Origin of the sequence: Mesorhizobium sp. BR115XR7A (assembly GCF_020165315.1) — a bacterium.
GTDB lineage: Bacteria > Pseudomonadota > Alphaproteobacteria > Rhizobiales > Rhizobiaceae > Mesorhizobium > Mesorhizobium australicum.
The window spans coordinates 44,394-61,097 of sequence record NZ_JAIUHW010000016.1 but is presented as its reverse complement, the minus strand read 5'-3'; the positions used below and the strand labels follow the sequence as shown (position 1 = coordinate 61,097).

Annotated in this window: 13 protein-coding genes; 4 read left to right on the top strand and 9 right to left on the bottom strand. The window is 65.5% G+C overall.

The genetic code is table 11. The annotated features are described in order from the left end of the window. Nucleotides 1-60: 60 nt before the first annotated feature. Nucleotides 61-1,002 carry a glutathione synthase gene (gshB, locus tag LB557_RS27545; protein ID WP_140711959.1) on the top strand — a complete coding sequence of 314 codons (942 nt, stop codon included), beginning with the start codon at nucleotides 61-63 and terminating at the stop codon, nucleotides 1,000-1,002. Nucleotides 1,003-1,357: 355 nt separating this feature from the next. After that, nucleotides 1,358-2,890, top strand: a complete 1,533-nt coding sequence (locus LB557_RS27540) for a YifB family Mg chelatase-like AAA ATPase (protein WP_224586814.1) — start codon at nucleotides 1,358-1,360, stop codon at nucleotides 2,888-2,890. Nucleotides 2,891-2,915: 25 nt separating this feature from the next. Here the strand turns inward: LB557_RS27540 and LB557_RS27535 are convergent, their stop codons facing one another. The 6 genes from LB557_RS27535 to LB557_RS27510 all read right to left on the bottom strand — a co-directional run bounded on the left by LB557_RS27535 (nucleotide 2,916) and on the right by LB557_RS27510 (nucleotide 9,709). Next, nucleotides 2,916-3,536 (bottom strand): class I SAM-dependent methyltransferase, encoded by a 621-nt coding sequence (locus LB557_RS27535; protein ID WP_140619811.1) that lies wholly within the window; start codon nucleotides 3,534-3,536, stop codon nucleotides 2,916-2,918. A 178-nt stretch (nucleotides 3,537-3,714) separates the two neighbouring features. Beyond that, the gene (locus LB557_RS27530; RefSeq protein WP_224642025.1) at nucleotides 3,715-5,883 is read right to left on the bottom strand and encodes a malate synthase G; all 2,169 of its coding nucleotides are present in this window, start codon (nucleotides 5,881-5,883) and stop codon (nucleotides 3,715-3,717) included. 135 nt (nucleotides 5,884-6,018) lie between these two features. Continuing rightward, nucleotides 6,019-8,061: a hydantoinase/oxoprolinase family protein gene (locus LB557_RS27525; protein ID WP_224642023.1), complete on the bottom strand. Its 2,043-nt coding sequence runs from the start codon at nucleotides 8,059-8,061 to the stop codon at nucleotides 6,019-6,021. A 124-nt stretch (nucleotides 8,062-8,185) separates the two neighbouring features. Then, complete coding sequence (locus LB557_RS27520; RefSeq protein WP_015314696.1) at nucleotides 8,186-8,812, bottom strand: CDGSH iron-sulfur domain-containing protein; 627 nt, start codon at nucleotides 8,810-8,812, stop codon at nucleotides 8,186-8,188. Between the two features lie 171 nt (nucleotides 8,813-8,983). Beyond that, complete coding sequence (locus tag LB557_RS27515; protein ID WP_140824613.1) at nucleotides 8,984-9,355, bottom strand: hypothetical protein; 372 nt, start codon at nucleotides 9,353-9,355, stop codon at nucleotides 8,984-8,986. A 117-nt stretch (nucleotides 9,356-9,472) separates the two neighbouring features. Further along, on the bottom strand, nucleotides 9,473-9,709 hold the full coding sequence (locus tag LB557_RS27510) for a DUF1127 domain-containing protein (RefSeq protein ID WP_015314698.1): 237 nt from the start codon (nucleotides 9,707-9,709) through the stop codon (nucleotides 9,473-9,475). Nucleotides 9,710-9,944: 235 nt separating this feature from the next. On the opposite strand from LB557_RS27510, the gene LB557_RS27505 reads away from it, so the two are divergent. After that, nucleotides 9,945-11,465, top strand: coding sequence for a winged helix-turn-helix domain-containing tetratricopeptide repeat protein (locus tag LB557_RS27505; RefSeq protein ID WP_015314699.1), 1,521 nt, complete (start codon nucleotides 9,945-9,947; stop codon nucleotides 11,463-11,465). A gap of 32 nt (nucleotides 11,466-11,497) precedes the next feature. Here LB557_RS27505 and LB557_RS27500 read toward each other — a convergent pair whose 3' ends face one another. From LB557_RS27500 to cysK, 3 genes are read right to left on the bottom strand one after another with little or no spacing between them, the layout of a single operon-like run. Beyond that, nucleotides 11,498-11,854 carry a hypothetical protein gene (locus LB557_RS27500; RefSeq protein ID WP_015314700.1) on the bottom strand — a complete coding sequence of 119 codons (357 nt, stop codon included), beginning with the start codon at nucleotides 11,852-11,854 and terminating at the stop codon, nucleotides 11,498-11,500. A 49-nt stretch (nucleotides 11,855-11,903) separates the two neighbouring features. Further along, nucleotides 11,904-13,391, bottom strand: coding sequence for a pyridoxal phosphate-dependent decarboxylase family protein (locus LB557_RS27495; RefSeq protein ID WP_224642022.1), 1,488 nt, complete (start codon nucleotides 13,389-13,391; stop codon nucleotides 11,904-11,906). Nucleotides 13,392-13,404: 13 nt separating this feature from the next. Continuing rightward, on the bottom strand, nucleotides 13,405-14,490 hold the full coding sequence (gene cysK / locus LB557_RS27490) for a cysteine synthase A (protein WP_224642019.1): 1,086 nt from the start codon (nucleotides 14,488-14,490) through the stop codon (nucleotides 13,405-13,407). A 195-nt stretch (nucleotides 14,491-14,685) separates the two neighbouring features. Between cysK and LB557_RS27485 the strand changes: the two genes are divergently transcribed. Beyond that, nucleotides 14,686-16,689, top strand: a complete 2,004-nt coding sequence (locus tag LB557_RS27485; RefSeq protein WP_224713133.1) for a BTAD domain-containing putative transcriptional regulator — start codon at nucleotides 14,686-14,688, stop codon at nucleotides 16,687-16,689. Nucleotides 16,690-16,704: the final 15 nt, after the last annotated feature.

The following is a 16,704-nucleotide window of genomic DNA, read 5'->3' as shown; positions in this document are numbered from 1 at the left end:
GATTGGCAGAACGCGCCGCGACGCTTATATCGCTTGCGTCGACTATGCTGGGGACCTGCCATGAAGTTGAAAATCGCCGTCCAGATGGACCATGTCTCCACCGTGTCGATCGCCGGCGACACCTCGTTCGCCCTGTCGCTGGAGGCGCAGCGGCGCGGTCACCAGCTGTTCCACTACACGCCCGACCGGCTGTCGATGCGCGACGGCAAGGTGTTTGCCCGCGTCGAGGAGATGACGGTGCGCGACGAAAAGGGCAGCCACTATTCGCTGGGCGAAAAGGTGCGCACCGACTTGTCCGAAATGGACGTCGTCCTGCTGCGCCAGGACCCGCCCTTCGACATGAACTACATCACCACGACCCACATCCTCGAGCGCATCCATCCAAAGACGCTGGTCGTCAACGACCCGGCCTGGGTGCGCAACAGCCCGGAAAAGATTTTCGTCACCGAGTTCCCGGACCTGATGCCGGACACGCTGATCACCAAGGATCCGCTCGAAGTCGCCGCCTTCCGCAAGGAATTCGGCGACATCATCGTCAAGCCGCTCTACGGCAATGGCGGCGCCGGCATCTTCCACATGCTTGAAGCCGACCGCAATCTCGCCTCGCTGCTCGAAATGTTCGGCCAGATGTTTCGCGAGCCCTATATCGTGCAGCGTTACCTGAAGGATGTGCGCAAGGGCGACAAACGCATCATTCTGATCGACGGCGAGCCGGTCGGCGCCATCAACCGGGTGCCGGCCGAGCACGACTCCCGCTCCAACATGCATGTCGGCGGCCGCGCCGAGAAGACCGAGTTGACGACACGCGAGCGCGAAATCTGTGCCCGCATCGGGCCGTCGCTGAAAGAGCGCGGCTTCATCCTGGTCGGCATCGACGTCATCGGCGACTACATGACCGAGATCAACGTCACCTCGCCGACCGGCGTGCGCGAGGTCAAGCGCTTCGGCGGCGCCGACATCGCCAGCCTGTTCTGGGACGTGGTGGAGGGGAAGCGGACATAATTTGTTTTCAGTTTGTGTTAACCATGTTCCGCTTTTGCAGCCGGGCACAACCGGCGCGCAACCTGTGCGGCTACCGGTTGCGCCAATGTTCCCGATTTGATCAAGAGTGGCGCCTCAGAGCCGGCGCTGTTCGCGCTCTCCCTGACGTCAGCCGTCTGGGACCCAATCTCGGAACAGCTTGATCTTAGGCGTGTTGCGGCGGCTTTCGGAATGCACCAGCCAGTAGTCGCTCCATGCGCTCACCTCACTTGTTCCTGTAATGTTCTTGCCCTGGGCTGAAATCTGTGGTTGTCTTGCGTTGACGTCGCTCGCGGCCCGTTAAGGGGCAAGGGCGAGCCGGCATCGGGGGCAGACAATGGTGGCGCGGGTTCGTACGGTCGCTTTCCAGGGCATCGAGGCAGTGCCGGTCGACGTGCAGGTGATGATCGCGCCCGGCAAGGTCAACATGCATATCGTCGGCCTGCCAGACAAGGCGGTGGCGGAAAGCCGCGAGCGGGTGCAGGCGGCATTGCATGCGTCGGGCCTGTCGATGCCGTCGAAGAAGGTGACCGTCAACCTGGCGCCCGCCGATCTGCCGAAGGAAGGCAGCCACTACGATCTGCCGATCGCGCTTGGCTTGATGGCAGCCCTTGGCGCCATTCCGGGCGACATGCTGGCTGGCTATGTCGTGCTGGGCGAGCTGTCGCTCGACGGTACGATCACCGCCGTTGCCGGTGCCTTGCCGGCGGCGATCGGCGCCAATGCCGAAGGCAAAGGGCTGATCTGTCCCTTCGCCTGCGGGCCGGAAGCGGCCTGGGCGGGGCGGGAATTCGACATTCTCGCGCCGCGCAGCCTGATTGCGATCGCCAATCATTTCCGCGGCACGCAGGTGCTGTCGCGCCCGGAGGCCGGCATCCGCGCCGCACCGCGCGACCTGCCCGACCTTGCCGACATCAAGGGCCAGGAGACGGCGAAGCGGGCGCTGGAAGTGGCGGCCGCCGGCGGACACAATCTGCTCATGATCGGTCCGCCAGGCTCAGGCAAATCGATGCTGGCGCAGCGCCTGCCGTCGATCCTGCCGCCACTGGCGCCGAAGGAACTGCTCGAAGTCTCGATGATCGCCTCGGTGGCTGGCGAACTCGGCGAAGGCAAGCTGACCGACCGGCGGCCGTTCCGCGCCCCGCACCATTCGGCCTCGATGGCGGCGATGGTGGGCGGCGGCCTGCGCGCGCGGCCGGGCGAGGTGTCGCTCGCTCATCACGGCGTGCTGTTCCTCGACGAGTTCCCCGAATTCACGCCGCAGACGCTCGATGCGCTGCGCCAGCCGCTTGAAACCGGCGACTGCATGATCGCACGGGCCAACCATCGCGTCACCTATCCGGCCCGCATCCAGCTGGTGGCGGCGATGAACCCGTGCCGCTGCGGCATGGCCGGCGAACCGGGTTATCGCTGCCTGCGCGGCGATCGTTGCCGCACCGATTACCAGGCGCGCATTTCAGGTCCGCTGCTCGACCGCATCGATCTCAGGATCGAAGTGCCGGCGGTCTCGGCCAGCGACCTGATCCGGCCGGATCGAGCGGAAAAGAGCGCCGACGTGGCGTCGCGCGTGGCGCGTGCCCGCACCATCCAGCGCGAGCGTTTCGAGCGGCTCGGCGTCAACAGCGCCACCACCAACGCGCATTGTTCTCCTGCCGTCATCGAGACGATCGCCATGCCGGACGCCGCAGGCCTGTCGCTGCTCAAGGATGCCAGCGAAAAACTCGCCTTTTCGGCGCGGGCCTACCACCGGGTGCTCAAAGTGGCGCGCACGCTCGCCGACCTCGACGCCAGCGAATGTGTCGGCCGCATCCATCTGGCCGAAGCGATTTCCTATCGCATGAGTTCGGAGCGTATGGCGCAGGCGGCGTAGCCGCGTTCCGCGCAGCTCCGGTTAGCTATCGCAAGGTCCCGATGAAATGCAGGCGACGGTCGAAAAACACGCTGGCCGGGAACGGATAGAGCGACAGCTTCTCACGCCAGGTGCGGGGTGTGATACCCGCGGCGGCAAAAATGGCGTCCCACTCGGCCTTGGAGAGATAGTTGTAAGGCAGGCGCACATTGTGCCCCTTGTTGCCCACCCAATCCATGAAACGAAGCGTCTGGTAGGCCGCGAAGCCTTCGCGCAGGTGATCCTTGATGACAACGCCCTTGCGCGCCACGCGGGCCGCCTCGCGCACGAGATGGCCCGGGTGGTCGGCATGATGCAGCACATCGACAATCGTCACCCAGTCATAGGAGCCATTCGCGGCGGGAATGGTGCTGCCATCGAACAGTTCTACCGGGATATGGGTTTGCGGCCTGATCAGCACGTCAATGCCGCGAAACGTCAGCCCCGGCTTTTTTTCCATGATCGCCTTGGCGATGGAGCCGTCGCCGCAGCCGAGATCGAGAACGGTGCCGGCCGGGCCCAGTTCGTCGGCCAGCCGGTCGGACAGGATGCGCACGCGGCGCTGGAAAACCGCCCGGTCATGGACGGAATTCAACAGTTTCTTTTCGATCGCCATCGTGTTGGCCATGCCAATGCTCCCGAGCCTTCCAGCCAGCACTAACCGAAAAAAGCAAAGGAACCGTATCCAGCCATAAGAGCCTGCCGCCTTCGGCACGACATTGCCGCTGGGCTGACGCCGCCGTCTTCGCCGACGCAGACCGACGACATCCAGTCGGCGCTCCAAACCCTTTCAACGCGACACCGTTCTACCCTTGATGGGCCTTCAGCTCCAGCCTGCGCTTGTGCAGCACAGGCTCGGTGTAGCCGTTGGGCTGGCTTGTTCCCTTGAACACCAGGTCGCAGGCGGCCTGGAAGGCAATGGAAGCGTCGAAGTCGGCGGCCATCGGCCGGTAGAGCGGGTCGCCGACATTTTGCAGATCGACAATTGCCGCCATGCGCCGCAAGGAATCCATTACCTGGATTTCCGAGCAGACCTTGTGGCGCAGCCAGTTGGCGATGTGCTGCGAGGAAATGCGCAGCGTGGCGCGGTCTTCCATCAGGCCGACATCGTTGATGTCGGGAACCTTGGAGCAGCCGACGCCCTGGTCGATCCAGCGCACGACATAGCCCAGAATGCCTTGGGCATTGTTGTCGAGTTCGCGCTGGATCTCGTCGGGCGTCCAGTTCGGCCGCACGGCCACCGGCACCGACAATATGTCGTCGAGCTTGGCCTTGGGCCGGCTCTTCAGCGCCGCCTGGACCGCATGGACATCGACCTTGTGATAGTGCGTGGCGTGCAGCGTCGCCGCCGTTGGCGATGGCACCCAGGCGGTGTTGGCGCCGGCCTTGGGGTGGGCGATCTTCTCGGCCAGCATCGCGGCCATCAAGTCGGGCATCGCCCACATGCCCTTGCCGATCTGGGCGTGGCCGGCGAGCCCGCATTCCAAGCCCGTGTCAACGTTCCAGGCCTCATAGGCGGAAATCCAGGCGGCCTGCTTCATGTCACCCTTGCGGATCATCGGGCCGGCTTCCATCGAGGTGTGGATCTCGTCGCCGGTGCGGTCGAGGAAGCCGGTGTTGATGAACACCACGCGCTCCCTCGCGGCGCGGATCGCTTCCTTGAGGTTGATTGTGGTGCGCCGCTCCTCGTCCATGATGCCCATCTTGATGGTGTTCCGGGCCATGCCGAGCAGGACTTCGACACGATCGAACATCTCGACGGCGAAGGCGACTTCCTCCGGGCCATGCATCTTGGGTTTCACGACATACATCGAGCCGGCGCGAGAGTTCATCCGCCGTCCCTTCGGCCCGACATCGTGCAGCGCGATCAGGGCCGTCATCGCCGCGTCCATGATGCCTTCCGGCACCTCGTTGCCGTCGCGGTCCAGGATTGCCGGATTGGTCATCAGGTGGCCGACATTGCGCACCAGCATCAACGAGCGGCCAGGCACGGTCACCGTGCCGCCGGCGGGGGCGATGTAGGCGCGGTCGGGGCTGAGCTTGCGGACGAAACTCTTGCCGCCCTTGCTGATTTCTTCGGTGAGGTCGCCCTTCATCAGGCCGAGCCAATTGCGGTAGACGACGACCTTGTCCTCGGCATCCACGGCCGCGACCGAATCCTCGCAGTCCTGGATGGTGGTCAGCGCCGATTCCAGGATGACGTCGGCAATGCCAGCCGGATCGGTGCGGCCGATCTGGTTGTCGCGGTCGATGACGATCTCGACATGCAGCCCGTTTTTCACCAGGAGCACGGCTTGCGGATTGGCGGCGTCGCCGCGATAGCCGATGAATTGCCTGGGATCGGCCAGCGTCGTCGAGCCGGCGCCGGCGCTGAGCTTCAGGGCGGCGTTGGCAATCGACAGGCCGTTGACCCCTGCCCATTTGCCCGAGGTGAGCGGCACCGACTGGTCGAGAAAGTCCTTGGTCCAGGCGATGACCTTGGCGCCGCGCGCCGGGTTGAAGCCCTTGCCCTTCTCAGCGCCATCCGTTTCGGGGATGGCGTCCGTGCCATAGAGCGCGTCATAGAGCGAGCCCCAGCGTGCATTGGCGGCGTTGAGCGCATAGCGCGCATTCATCACCGGCACCACCAGCTGCGGTCCGGCCACGACCGCGATTTCCGGGTCGACATTGTCGGTCGAGACGCTGAAGGCCGGCCCTTCCGGCACGAGATAACCGATCTCCTTCAGGAACGCCTTGTAAGCGTTCATGTCGATGGGCGCGCCATTGTCGCGATACCAGCCATCGAGCTTTTCCTGCATGGCATCGCGTTTTGCCAGCAGCGCCCGGTTCCTGGGCGCCAGATCATGGACGATGACCGAGAACCCGTCCCAGAAACGCGCCGCTTCGATGTCGAGGCCGGGCAAAGCTTGGTCGACGACGAAGTCATGCAGCTCGCGGGCAATGCGCAATCCGGCGATCTCGATGCGATCGGTCATCAGGCTACTCCAGATGAAAGGCTTTGCGGGCGTTTGGCATGTCAGGGGTGCAGGGTCAATTCAGCTTAGGGTGTAGGTGGGGCATTTTGGGCGGTTGGCCAATCTCCCCGAGGAGGGCGGAGATGCTCTTCTTCCTCAAACCGCGATCCTCGGCCTGCCCGAGGCCACCGCCACGATATGCGCTTCGATGAACATGCGCTGCGCTTCGACAGTCGAGACCCGGAACTCCGTCGCCACGTCGATCTCGGCGCTGTCGGTGCCGGCATCAAGAGCCCGCTGGGCGACAATGGCGCGGACATCGGCCTCGGCGGCCGCGATCGCCGCCGCCTCGTCGAGGAAATCGCGCACCGTCTCACCCGAGGCAAGCCGGAACAGGCCTTCCTTGGGTTGGCTGACGCGGGCCTCCGCCGAAACCCTGACCTGGCCGACGACGGCGCCGAGCGCGTTGGCGACGTCGGTATCCCGGGGCACGACGCAGTCATTGCCGACCAAGGGCGCCAGGCCGGCATAGTGCAACGGCGCCGAAGCGCCGAGCCCGATGACCGGCCGGTCGAGCGCGACGCTGAGGCGGGCGATGCCGGGGTGAGCGTCGACGGCGCGCTGCACCAGCGCGTGCGCCACCGTCGCCGCGCCGTCGAGCCCGTCCTCGGCAAAAGCGGTTTCCAGGATGTATTCGGCCGACCAGCGCGTCAGGGTCAAGAGCACCCGTTCAGAGATCACTTCCGGCGAGGCCGCGATCGCCTGGCCACGGCCGTCGCGCTTGCGGGCGAACAGTTCGGCGCCAAGGCGGGCGGCGGCGGCATCCCAGTTCGCCTGTTTGCCAAGCACGTGCGCGGCGTCCGACGGGGTGAAGCCCGAGATATGCACCAGCCCGCGCGAGACCAGGCGGTTCAGCGTGGCATTCTGGGCATTCGAGGTCAGCAGCCTGTCGAGGGCAAGCGGCGTCGCGCCGATCGCTTCGTAGAGCTTTGCCTCGGGGGCGGTCAGCCCCGCGGCAAGCCTGTCGGGCACGCCGGTGCGGACCGCGAAGCGGCCATCCATGCGGCCTGTGTTGGGCGCGCGCAACTGGCGTTCGAGTTCCGCCGTCACCGCCTCGCCATGCGCCATGCCGGACAGCGCCAGCGGCACCAGGCGGCGCGGCCCGAGCAGGATTTTCGGATTGAGCGCGCCATCCTCCAGCATCACTTCGGAATCGCCGCCGAGGCCGAAAGTGCGCATCGCGACCGCCTCGACCATGGTGCGGAAACCGCCGACGGTGGCGCCTTCCGGATCGAGCCGCGGCCGGCCGCCATCGAGGACCGCCACGTCGGTGGTGGTGCCGCCAATGTCGGAGACCACCGCGTTGTCGAGCCCGGTCATGTGGCGGGCGCCAACCAGGCTGGCGGCGGGGCCGGAGAGGATCGTCTCGATCGGCCGCTGGCGGGCAAATGCCGCCGAAACCAGCGCGCCATCGCCGCGCACCACCATCAAGGGAGCGGCGATGTTGCGGGCCTGAAGGAACCCCTCGGTCGCCGCCACCAGCCGATCGATCATCGAGATCAGCCTGGCATTGAGCAGCGTGGTGAGCGCCCGGCGCGGACCGCCGAGCTTGGCCGACAGCTCATGGCTCGCCGTAACCGGGAGGCCGGTCCTGTCGCGGATCAGCTCGCGGGCGGCGATCTCGTGCGCCGGATTGCGGGTGGCGAAATAGGCACAGACGGCAAAGCCGGACACCGACACGCCGAGTTCCGGCAGCATTGCCTCCAAACCGGACAGGTCGAGCTTGGCGGCATTGCCATGCACATCATGACCGCCCGCACAAAACACCACCGGGTCGGTGCCGAGTGCCGTCTTCAAGCCGTCGCGAGCAAGATCGGCCTCGGAAAAGCCGATCATGACCAGCGCCACGCGGCCGCCCTGGCCCTCGACCAGCGCATTGGTGGCGAGCGTCGTCGACATCGAGACCAGTTTGATGTCGGCCGGATTGGTACCCGCCTTTTCCAGCACCGCATCGACGGCGCCCGAAATGCCGACGGCCAGATCATGCCGCGTGGTCAGCGCCTTGGCCTTGGCCAGCACCTTGCCCTTGTTCGGCCCCTCCCGTGGACCTTCGGTCTCGGACCACAACACGGCATCGGTGTAGGTGCCGCCGGTGTCGATGCCGAGGAAGAGAGGGGCAGACTTGGTCTTGGCGGTCATTTTGGGCGAAAGTCCGGGCAGATTGTTTGGTTGCCTGCCCTTAGCCGATACCGGCTTGCGGATAAAGCCGGGAGAGATAGGCCACAAGCGATCTCCCCCCTCGTGGGGGAGATCGGCTACCCATCTATCCCACAAACCCAACCTTCTTGTGGCTGCCATCGCAGAACGGCTTGTTGGCCGAGTGGCCGCAGCGGCACAGGAAGACCTTTGTGGTGCGGTCGATCGTGTGGCCGGTGCCGGTGACGATCTCGACATTGCCTTCGAGCTTGAGCGGGCCGTTCGTGGTCGGCGTCGCCTGCAGCGGTCCGTCGCGGACCTCCAGCGCCGGCGTGTCCTTCAGCGCCGGTTCTCCGGTGGCGGCAAAGCCCGCCTTGATATGGCTGTTGTCGCAGAACGGCTTGTTCTGGGAGGCGCCGCAGCGGCAAAGCGTGGCGCGGAAAAACGTCTCGGCGCCAAGCACGATCTCGGCATGCACCGCCAGCGGGCCGTTTTCGCGCAGCCGCACGGTGTTGACCACGGGCGGCTTTTCCGGCGGGCCGCCATCCTTGCGCGCATAGGTGATCGCGCCCGAGGGGCAGTTCTCGGCCAGTGCGACGATCTTCTCGACGCTGGCCGCCTCGGGATGGATCCACTGGCCCGGCGCGTTGGGCACGAAGACATGCGGGTCGCCGAGCACGCAATTGCGCGAATGGATGCAGCGCTTGCCGGAAAACCCGACGTCGATTTTTTCGCCCTCGACCGTGCCGGCCATCGCGGTGCTCCTGTTGCCTGGAGTACGCCGCGCCTGAATGCACAGGCGCGGCGTGCCCTTGGTATGGTCTTGTTTCGGTGCATGTCGTCGCGCCGAAACCGGAACCGATTTTGGGCGGCATGCATGGCCAAGCTATGGCTCGAACAGGAAAACCGTCAAGCCGGCAACCGGTCAGGGGACCAGATCGATCTCCTCGGTTTCGCCGCCGCTACAGGTGTAGCAGCAATCCTCGCATTTTTCCTTGTTGCCGGGGCCGACGCCCCAATAGGTGCCCTCATCGCCATCGACCCAGGCGCCGTAGCAGATCGATTCGCCTTCGTTGCAGGAAATCGGCAGCTGCTTGGTCTCGCCGTCGTCGAGATAAAAATCCTTGCCACTGCCAGGCCAGACATAGTCGCGGTCCTGGCTATAGAGTTCCAGACGCATGGCGTTGGGATGGCTGTTCTTGACAGCGAAGGTGACGTCGCCGGCCTGGGCGGCCGATGCAGACAGGACGGCAAGCGAAAACGCGGCGGCGAGCCGGCGCGCGAATGTGAACGACATGGAAAACCCCCGATGTAGAATCGGCCCCCACGGCCGATAGGGGATCATGGCACGACACGGCCCGCCGCTAAAGGGATGATGCCGGCGATTGTTTCCAGATCGTCGCGGCATTTCGCCTTAGCGCTGCCAGAATGGCAGCTTGGCGATCTCAGCCTTGGCCTGCAATTGCGTCAGGCCAATATCGTCGATCAGATGCGGACTGACCTCGGACATTCGCTTGAGGTCCCAGCGAAAGCGTGTCCGCTCGCGCCAGCTTGCCACCATGCTTCGCAGGGAGCGCGGATGCGACGATCGTTGGACGGGCACACCCGGCCGCACTGCCCGATGCTGGACCGATGCGATTGTATTGTTCATGGCAACCTCCATTGGGTTTGGCGCCCCACACCGTTGGGAACCGTGGACCTCACCCGGAAAGAGATTGAATTCTGCAGGATACGAGCGGCGCCGTAATTAAGCCCTCCCAAATAGTTCTCAAAAGTTCCAAACTTGCGCTAACTGTTTGTTTTGACGCCACTCTCGGGAGGGCCAGCCCCGCGTTTCCTGGCGAAACCGCTTCGCACTTTTCCCGGAATTGTCTATAGATGCGCCAATGCAGGGAGAGCGCTTCGCCTTTGGTCCGTTCGTGCTTGATCCGGGTGCGGGAACGCTGCTTCGGAACGACGATCCCGTTGCCGTTGGCTATCGCGGGCTAAAGCTGCTTGCGGCGCTCGTCGCAAAACCCGGCGAAATCTTGGGAAAAGCCGAACTGATGGACGCGGCGTGGCCGGGCACGGCCGTCGAGGAAGGCAACCTCACCGTCCAGATCGCGCAGCTGCGCAAGCTGCTCGGCCCGCCTGGCATTATGGGTGAAGGGGGCGGGGAATGGATCACGACCGTTCCGCGCGTCGGCTATCGTTTCACGGGGGCCGTGAAACAGCTCGCCGGCGCCAAGCCAAAACCCTTGCCGCTGCCGGACAAGCCTTCGATAGCGGTGCTGCCCTTCGTCAATTTCGGCAACGATGCCGGGCAGGACTCTTTCTGCGACGGCTTGACCGAAGACCTGATCACCGACCTGTCCAGGATCTCCGGCCTGTTCGTCATCGCGCGCAATTCGACTTTTGCCTACAAGGGAAAGGCAATGGACGTGCGCGAGATCGCCAGGGAACTCGGCGTTCGTTATCTGCTGGAGGGCAGCGCGCGGCGCGATGCGGGGCGGGTGCGCATCAACGCGCAGCTGGTCGACGCGGCGAGCGGCGACCATCTATGGGCGGAACGCTTCGACCGCGGCCTGGACGATATCTTTGCCGTCCAGGACGAAGTGACCGCCAAGATCGTGGAGGCATTGCTCGGCCGGCTGCGCGCACCGCCGCCACGCAACCGGCCCACCAATCTCGACGCCTACGACCTGTGCGTGCGGGCGCGCAAGCTGATCGATGATTCGCCGCAGACCGCACGGGAAGCGCATCTGATGCTGACGCGCGCGGTTGCGCTCGATCCCCACTACGCCGAGGCCTATCGCTGGCTTGCCATGAACCACTGGATGGGATGGGTGCATTGGGGCGAGCCGATCGACCCTAACCGCCGCATTGCCCTGGAGCTGGCGCGCAAGGCGGTCGCGATCGATCCCAACGATGCCGGGTGCCACTGGGTGCTCGGCAATTTGCTTGCCTATGAGCATGAGTTCGCCGAGTCGGAGGCCGAATTCGCCAGGGCGTTCGAACTCGACCCGAACGAGGCCGATGCCTGGGCGACATTGTCCGACATAACGACCCTGGCTGGGCGGGTCGAGGAGGCCCTGGAGCAAATCCGCAAGGCGTTCCGGCTGAACCCGTTTCCACCGAGCTGGTACTATCTGACGCTCGGCCAGGCGCAATATGCGGCGCGCGACTACGCAGGCGCCGTCGAGACGCTGCGCCGGGACGAGACCTACCGCACCAGTTCACGCCGCTTCCTGGCGGCAAGCCTTGCGCAACTTGGCCGGCTCGAGGAGGCACGCACGGAGGTGGAACTGTTCCTCGTCGGCAACCCGCATTTCACGACCCGCCATTGGGTCTGGACGGAGCCCTTCCGCGACGACGCGACGCGCGAGCACTTCCTCGATGGCTTTGGCAAGGCCGGCCTTCCCGACTGACGCGCCGGGGTGGCTCCTGCACCGAAGCGCCGCTACGGCACCAGGTCGATGGTTTCGGTTGTGTGCTCCACGCAGATGAAGCAGCAGGTATCGCAAGGCTGGTCGTTGTCTGGACCGACTCCGGCGGAAATCTTGTCGTTGCCATCGACCCAGGCGCCATAGCAGATGCGTTCGCCCTGATTGCAGGAGATCGGCACTGATTTCTGCGAGCCCGGATCGACAAGGAACACCTTGTCGTTGCCCGGCCAGACGGTCTCGCGATCGCGGCTGAACAGCTCGACCGCGACCCCCTCCTTGCGCAGGTTCTTGACGAAAAAGGCCATGTCGGCGGCCTCGGCCGAATTGGCCAGGACCAGTGCCGCCAGCGCAAGCATGCGAAACAGCGTCACCACCGACCTCCCCGAATCACCGCGGGCAGGTTCGCACGGCGGCCGGGAACTAGGAAGACACGTGGCCCTGCGCGGTGATCTCACGTCCCAGCCTCACCACTTCACGCACCAGCAGATCGAGATCGTCGCGTCGGGTGCGATGGTTGGTGATCGCCACACGCAACCAGTGCCCGCCATGCACGGTGGTGTCGGAGAGTGCAGCGATGCCTTGCTCCTGCAGCCGCAACATGATCTCGGTGTTGAGCGCCTTCAGCGCTTCGCCCGCCAAACCGGGCTGATAGCGGAAGCAGACGATGTTGATGGTCGGCGCCGCCGCAAGCTCCAGCGAAGGCTCGGCCTCGATCAGCCCGGCCAGATAGGAGACCTGCGCGATGTTCTGGTCGATCAGGCGGCCGAATTTTTCGACGCCATGTTCCTTCAGTGCCATCCACACTTTCAAGGCACGAAAGCCGCGCGACGTCTGCAGACCATAATCGTGCAACCATTCGCCGGAAGCGAGGCCGCGCGGCGTCGATTCCAGATATTCCGGCGTCACCGCGAAGGTCCGGCGGTGCGCGGCGGCGTCCCTGACCAGGGCACAGCCGACCTCGAAGGGCGAATGCAGCCATTTGTGGGGATCGAGCGCGACCGAATCGGCCCATTCGATGCCGGCGACGCGGTGGGCGTTTTGCGGGGCGATGGCGATCAGCGCGCCGATGCAGCCATCGACATGGAACCAGAGGCCTTCCTCGTGAGCGAGTTTGGCAAGCGCCCGCAGGTCGTCGATCGCCCCAGTGTTGACCGTGCCGGCATTGCCGACGACGCAGGCCGGTTTGAAGCCGGCTGCCCGGTCCTCGACGATCGCCGCGCGCAACGCGTCGATATTGATCCGCAGCCCGGCATCTGTCGGGATGCGGCGCAGCGCCCGATTGCCGAGGCCCAGCGCTTCCATCGCCTTGCGGTGGCAGGAATGGATCTGATCCGAGCCATAGAAGCGCAGCGGCTTCTCGATGGCTGAAACGCCGTGCTCGCGCACATCGACGCCCGCCTTGACGTTGCGCGCCACCGTCAGCCCGATGATGTTGGCCATCGAGCCGCCGCTGACCAGCGTGCCGGAGGCCGAGGCCGGAAAGCCCAGCATCTCCTTGCACCAGTTCACCACCTGGCTGTCCATCAGCCCGGCGGCATGGTTGCCGCCGCCGAGGTTGGAGCCCTGGATCGCCGCCAGGAAATCGCCGAGCGCGCCGGTGAAGTTGCTGGATCCCATATACCACGACCAGAAGCGTGGATGGATGTTGCCCATCGGATAGGACATCACGGTGCGGGAGACCTCGCCATAAACGGCGGCAAGTGGCGTCGGCGAGCGCGGCAAGGGCGCGCGGAACATGCCTCTCACATCCGCCGGCATTTCCCGCCAGACCGGACGGTCTCGCACGTCGCGCAGATAGTTGACGGCTTCATCGACGGCCCGGCGCGACAGGGCCTGCACTTCGGCCCAGTCAGGCGGATCAAGCGTTTCCTCGGCCACCATGCCAGCAGATTCCCGCGCGACGTCCATGGCGATCTCCCTATCAAGCCGGGAACTGGCAGCCGGGCGTCGAGCGCGAGAGCGCCAGCTCATCGGCATCCATTTCAGCCTCGACGCCGTCGAACAGCGGCGTCGACATGTAGCGCTCGCCCGTGTCGGGCAGCATGCACAGGATCACCGATCCGGCCGCCGCCTTCTCGGCGACCTGGCGCGCGACGGCGAAGGTGGCGCCGCCGGAAATGCCGGTGAAGATGCCTTCCTTCCGCGCCAGCGCCCGCGCCCATTTGATGCCCTCCGGACCGGCGATCGGCATCACCTCGTCATAGAGGCTGGCGTCGATCGCCTCCTGCAGCACGTTGGGGATGAAGTCCGGCGTCCAGCCCTGGACGGGATGCGGCTCGAAGGCCGGGTGGCTGGCGGCTGGCGCGCCATCGGCACCGCGCTGCTGCGCCTTGCCGCTGCCGACCAGTTGCGCGTTGGTTGGTTCCGAGAGCACGATGCGGGTGTCGGGCCGTTCGCGGCGCAAGACCCGCGCCACGCCGACGACCGTGCCGCCGGTGCCATAGCCGGTCACGAAGCAGTCGAGCCGCGAGCCGGCGAAATCGTTTATGATTTCGCGCGCGGTCGTCGACTCGTGGATGGCGGCATTGGCGGCCGTCTCGAACTGGCGGGCAAGGAACCAGCCATTGGCCTCGGCCAGTTCGACCGCCTTCTTGTACATGCCAAAACCTTTTTCGGCGCGTGGCGTCAGCACCACCTTGGCGCCCAGCATGCGCATCAGCTTGCGGCGCTCGACGGAAAAGCTGTCGGCCATGGTAACGACCAACGGATAGCCTTTCTGCGCGCAGACCATGGCAAGCCCGATGCCGGTGTTGCCGCTGGTCGCCTCGACCACGGTCTGGCCGGGCTTCAGCGCGCCGCTGCGTTCGCCCTCTTCGATGATGTTGAGCGCCAGCCGATCCTTCACCGAGGCGCCCGGGTTGAAGAACTCGGCCTTGACGTAGATGGTCGCATGGGCCGGCGCGAGATTGTTGATGCGCACCACCGGCGTGTCGCCGACGGTGTCCAGGATGCTGTCGAACAATCGGCCGCGCCCCGCGGTGGTTCTGATTTGTTGTTTGTTCAACATCGTCGATCTCCTCGATCGTGTTCTCACGGGCCGGTTACAAACCGGCGGCCTGGGCGGCGAGGTTTCGACACCTTGCCGCGATATGACGTGCCGCTCATACGGCAAAGGCGACATCGGGGCGAAAGCATCGCCACCGGATGCGCCGTGTCGGGTCTGTGATAGAGTAAGGGCTGACAGGCCAACGTGGGAACAGGCGTGGAAACGGACGTGGAAACCGCACAGGCGAGGCGGGACGGCAGGGCAACGGCCCCGTCCGTGCGCCTGCTCGGAACGCCGGCGGTCACGCGCGACCAAGTGCCAGCCACCCTGCCGGGCTCGCGCAAGCTGCGGGCGCTGTTGGGCTATCTGGCGCTGGCGCCGCACCCCGTCGGCCGCTCCCGCCTGTGCGAGCTTTTGTGGGATCTGCCCAACGATCCGCGTGGCGAGCTGCGCTGGTGCCTGAGCAAGCTGCGCACCGCTCTGGACGGGCCGGAACGGGATCGGGTCGTCACACAAGGCGATGCGGTGGCGCTCGATCTCGAGGATTGCCCTGTCGATGCGCTGGAGGTCAGCCGCGCCGGCTTCGAAGGCATCGCAACGCTTGGTGTCGAGCGCCTGCGGACGCTGGCGAAATTGTTCGCCGGCGAGTTCCTTGACGGCCTGGAGCTCGAGCGAAGCCCGCTTTTCAACAGCTGGCTGACGGCACAACGTCGTCGCTTCGGTGCCTGGCACGTGGCCGTGCTGGAAAGGCTCGTCGAAACCTTGCCGGCGGATTGCGACGAAGCGGTCGCTCATCTCGACAGATGGCTGGAACTGTCGCCGTTCGAGGAGCGCGCGCACCGGGCGCTGCTGGCCAGTCTGGCGCGGCGTGGCGCCGTCGGCGCGGCCGAGCAACATCTGGCGGCGGCCGAGCAGCTGTTCGGGTCGGAAGAGCTGGATTTCGCGCCGCTGCGCGCGGCCTGGCAAGCGATCCGCGAGCGGCGGCCGGCCGGCTTGTCCATGGTATCGCAGCCGGTGGCCGGGCCGACCGTGGCCGAGACCACCGAGCCGAGCCACGCTTCGCTGGCGGTGATGCCGTTTGCCGGAGAGGCGCGCGGCGGACCGGCCGACGGTTTCACACACGACATCATCACCCGGCTGGCCAAGCTTCGCGATTTCTTCGTAATCGCGCGCGGGTCGGTGTTTGCATTGGCCGAGGAAGCCATCGCGCCCGAGGAGGCGGGCCGCCGGCTGAATGTCGACTATGTGGCCACCGGCGCGGTGCGCAACCCGGCCGGCAGGCTGGTCGTCAACATCGAACTGATCGAGGTGCGCACGGCCAGAATCGTCTGGGCCGAAACCTTCGAGCGACGGTCGGACGATCTCTTCACCGTGCTCGACGAGATCGGCGACAGCATCGTGTCGTCGATCTCGTCCGAGATCGAGACGGTCGAGCGCAACCGCGCCCTGCTCAAGGCTCCCAACTCGCTCAATGCCTGGGAGGCCTACCACCGCGGCCTCTGGCACATGTACCGTTTCACGCAGGCCGAGAACGAAACGGCGCGGCACTTCTTTGCCAGCGCCCTGCGGCTCGATCCAACCTTCGCCCGCGCCTATGCCGGCCTGTCCTTCACCCATTGGCAGAACGCCTTCCAGCGCTGGGGCGACCGCGATCGCGAAAGCGCGCTGGCCTTCGAGAGCGCCGGGCAGAGCTTGCTGGTCGATGACCACAATCCGGCCGCGCACTGGGCGATGGGGCGGGCGCTGTGGCTGCGGGGCGAACAGGACGGCTCGCTCGGTGAACTGGAACAGGCGGTCAAGCTCAGCCCCAATTTCGCGCTCGGCCACTATGCGCTGTCCTTCGTCCATTCGCAGTCGGGCGACCCGCGGGCGGCGATCGGCTCTTCCGATCATTCGCGCCATCTGAGCCCTTTCGATCCGCTGCTGTTCGGCATGCTGGGGGCGCGGGCCATGGCGCATGTCCGGCTCGGCCAGTTCGAGGAGGCGGCCGGATGGGCGCTGAAGGCAGCCGCCCGGCCAAACGCGCACGCCATCATCCTGGCGATCGCAGCACATTGCCTGGCGCTGGCGGGGCGGCTCGAAGAGGCGCGCGGCTTTGCCGCCGCCATTCGCAAGGCGTTGCCGGACTACCGCGCCGACGATTTCATCGCCACGTTCCGCTTCGAGCCGGACGCCGAGGCGTTGTTCCGGCAAGGCGCCAGGCGGATCGGGCTCGGCTGAATTTCGTGCTCGAAC

What these genes read in the sequence shown, in the direction of transcription:
- LB557_RS27510 (WP_015314698.1), bottom strand. Translation starts at nt 9,709, where the DNA reads ATGAACAATACAATCGCATCGGTCCAGCATCGGGCAGTGCGGCCGGGT.
- cysK (WP_224642019.1), bottom strand. Translation starts at nt 14,490, where the DNA reads ATGTTGAACAAACAACAAATCAGAACCACCGCGGGGCGCGGCCGATTG.
- LB557_RS27505 (WP_015314699.1), top strand. Translation starts at nt 9,945, where the DNA reads ATGCAGGGAGAGCGCTTCGCCTTTGGTCCGTTCGTGCTTGATCCGGGT.
- LB557_RS27495 (WP_224642022.1), bottom strand. Translation starts at nt 13,391, where the DNA reads ATGGACGTCGCGCGGGAATCTGCTGGCATGGTGGCCGAGGAAACGCTT.
- LB557_RS27530 (WP_224642025.1), bottom strand. Translation starts at nt 5,883, where the DNA reads ATGACCGATCGCATCGAGATCGCCGGATTGCGCATTGCCCGCGAGCTG.
- LB557_RS27515 (WP_140824613.1), bottom strand. Translation starts at nt 9,355, where the DNA reads ATGTCGTTCACATTCGCGCGCCGGCTCGCCGCCGCGTTTTCGCTTGCC.
- LB557_RS27525 (WP_224642023.1), bottom strand. Translation starts at nt 8,061, where the DNA reads ATGACCGCCAAGACCAAGTCTGCCCCTCTCTTCCTCGGCATCGACACC.
- gshB (WP_140711959.1), top strand. Translation starts at nt 61, where the DNA reads ATGAAGTTGAAAATCGCCGTCCAGATGGACCATGTCTCCACCGTGTCG.
- LB557_RS27520 (WP_015314696.1), bottom strand. Translation starts at nt 8,812, where the DNA reads ATGGCCGGCACGGTCGAGGGCGAAAAAATCGACGTCGGGTTTTCCGGC.
- LB557_RS27540 (WP_224586814.1), top strand. Translation starts at nt 1,358, where the DNA reads ATGGTGGCGCGGGTTCGTACGGTCGCTTTCCAGGGCATCGAGGCAGTG.
- LB557_RS27535 (WP_140619811.1), bottom strand. Translation starts at nt 3,536, where the DNA reads ATGGCCAACACGATGGCGATCGAAAAGAAACTGTTGAATTCCGTCCAT.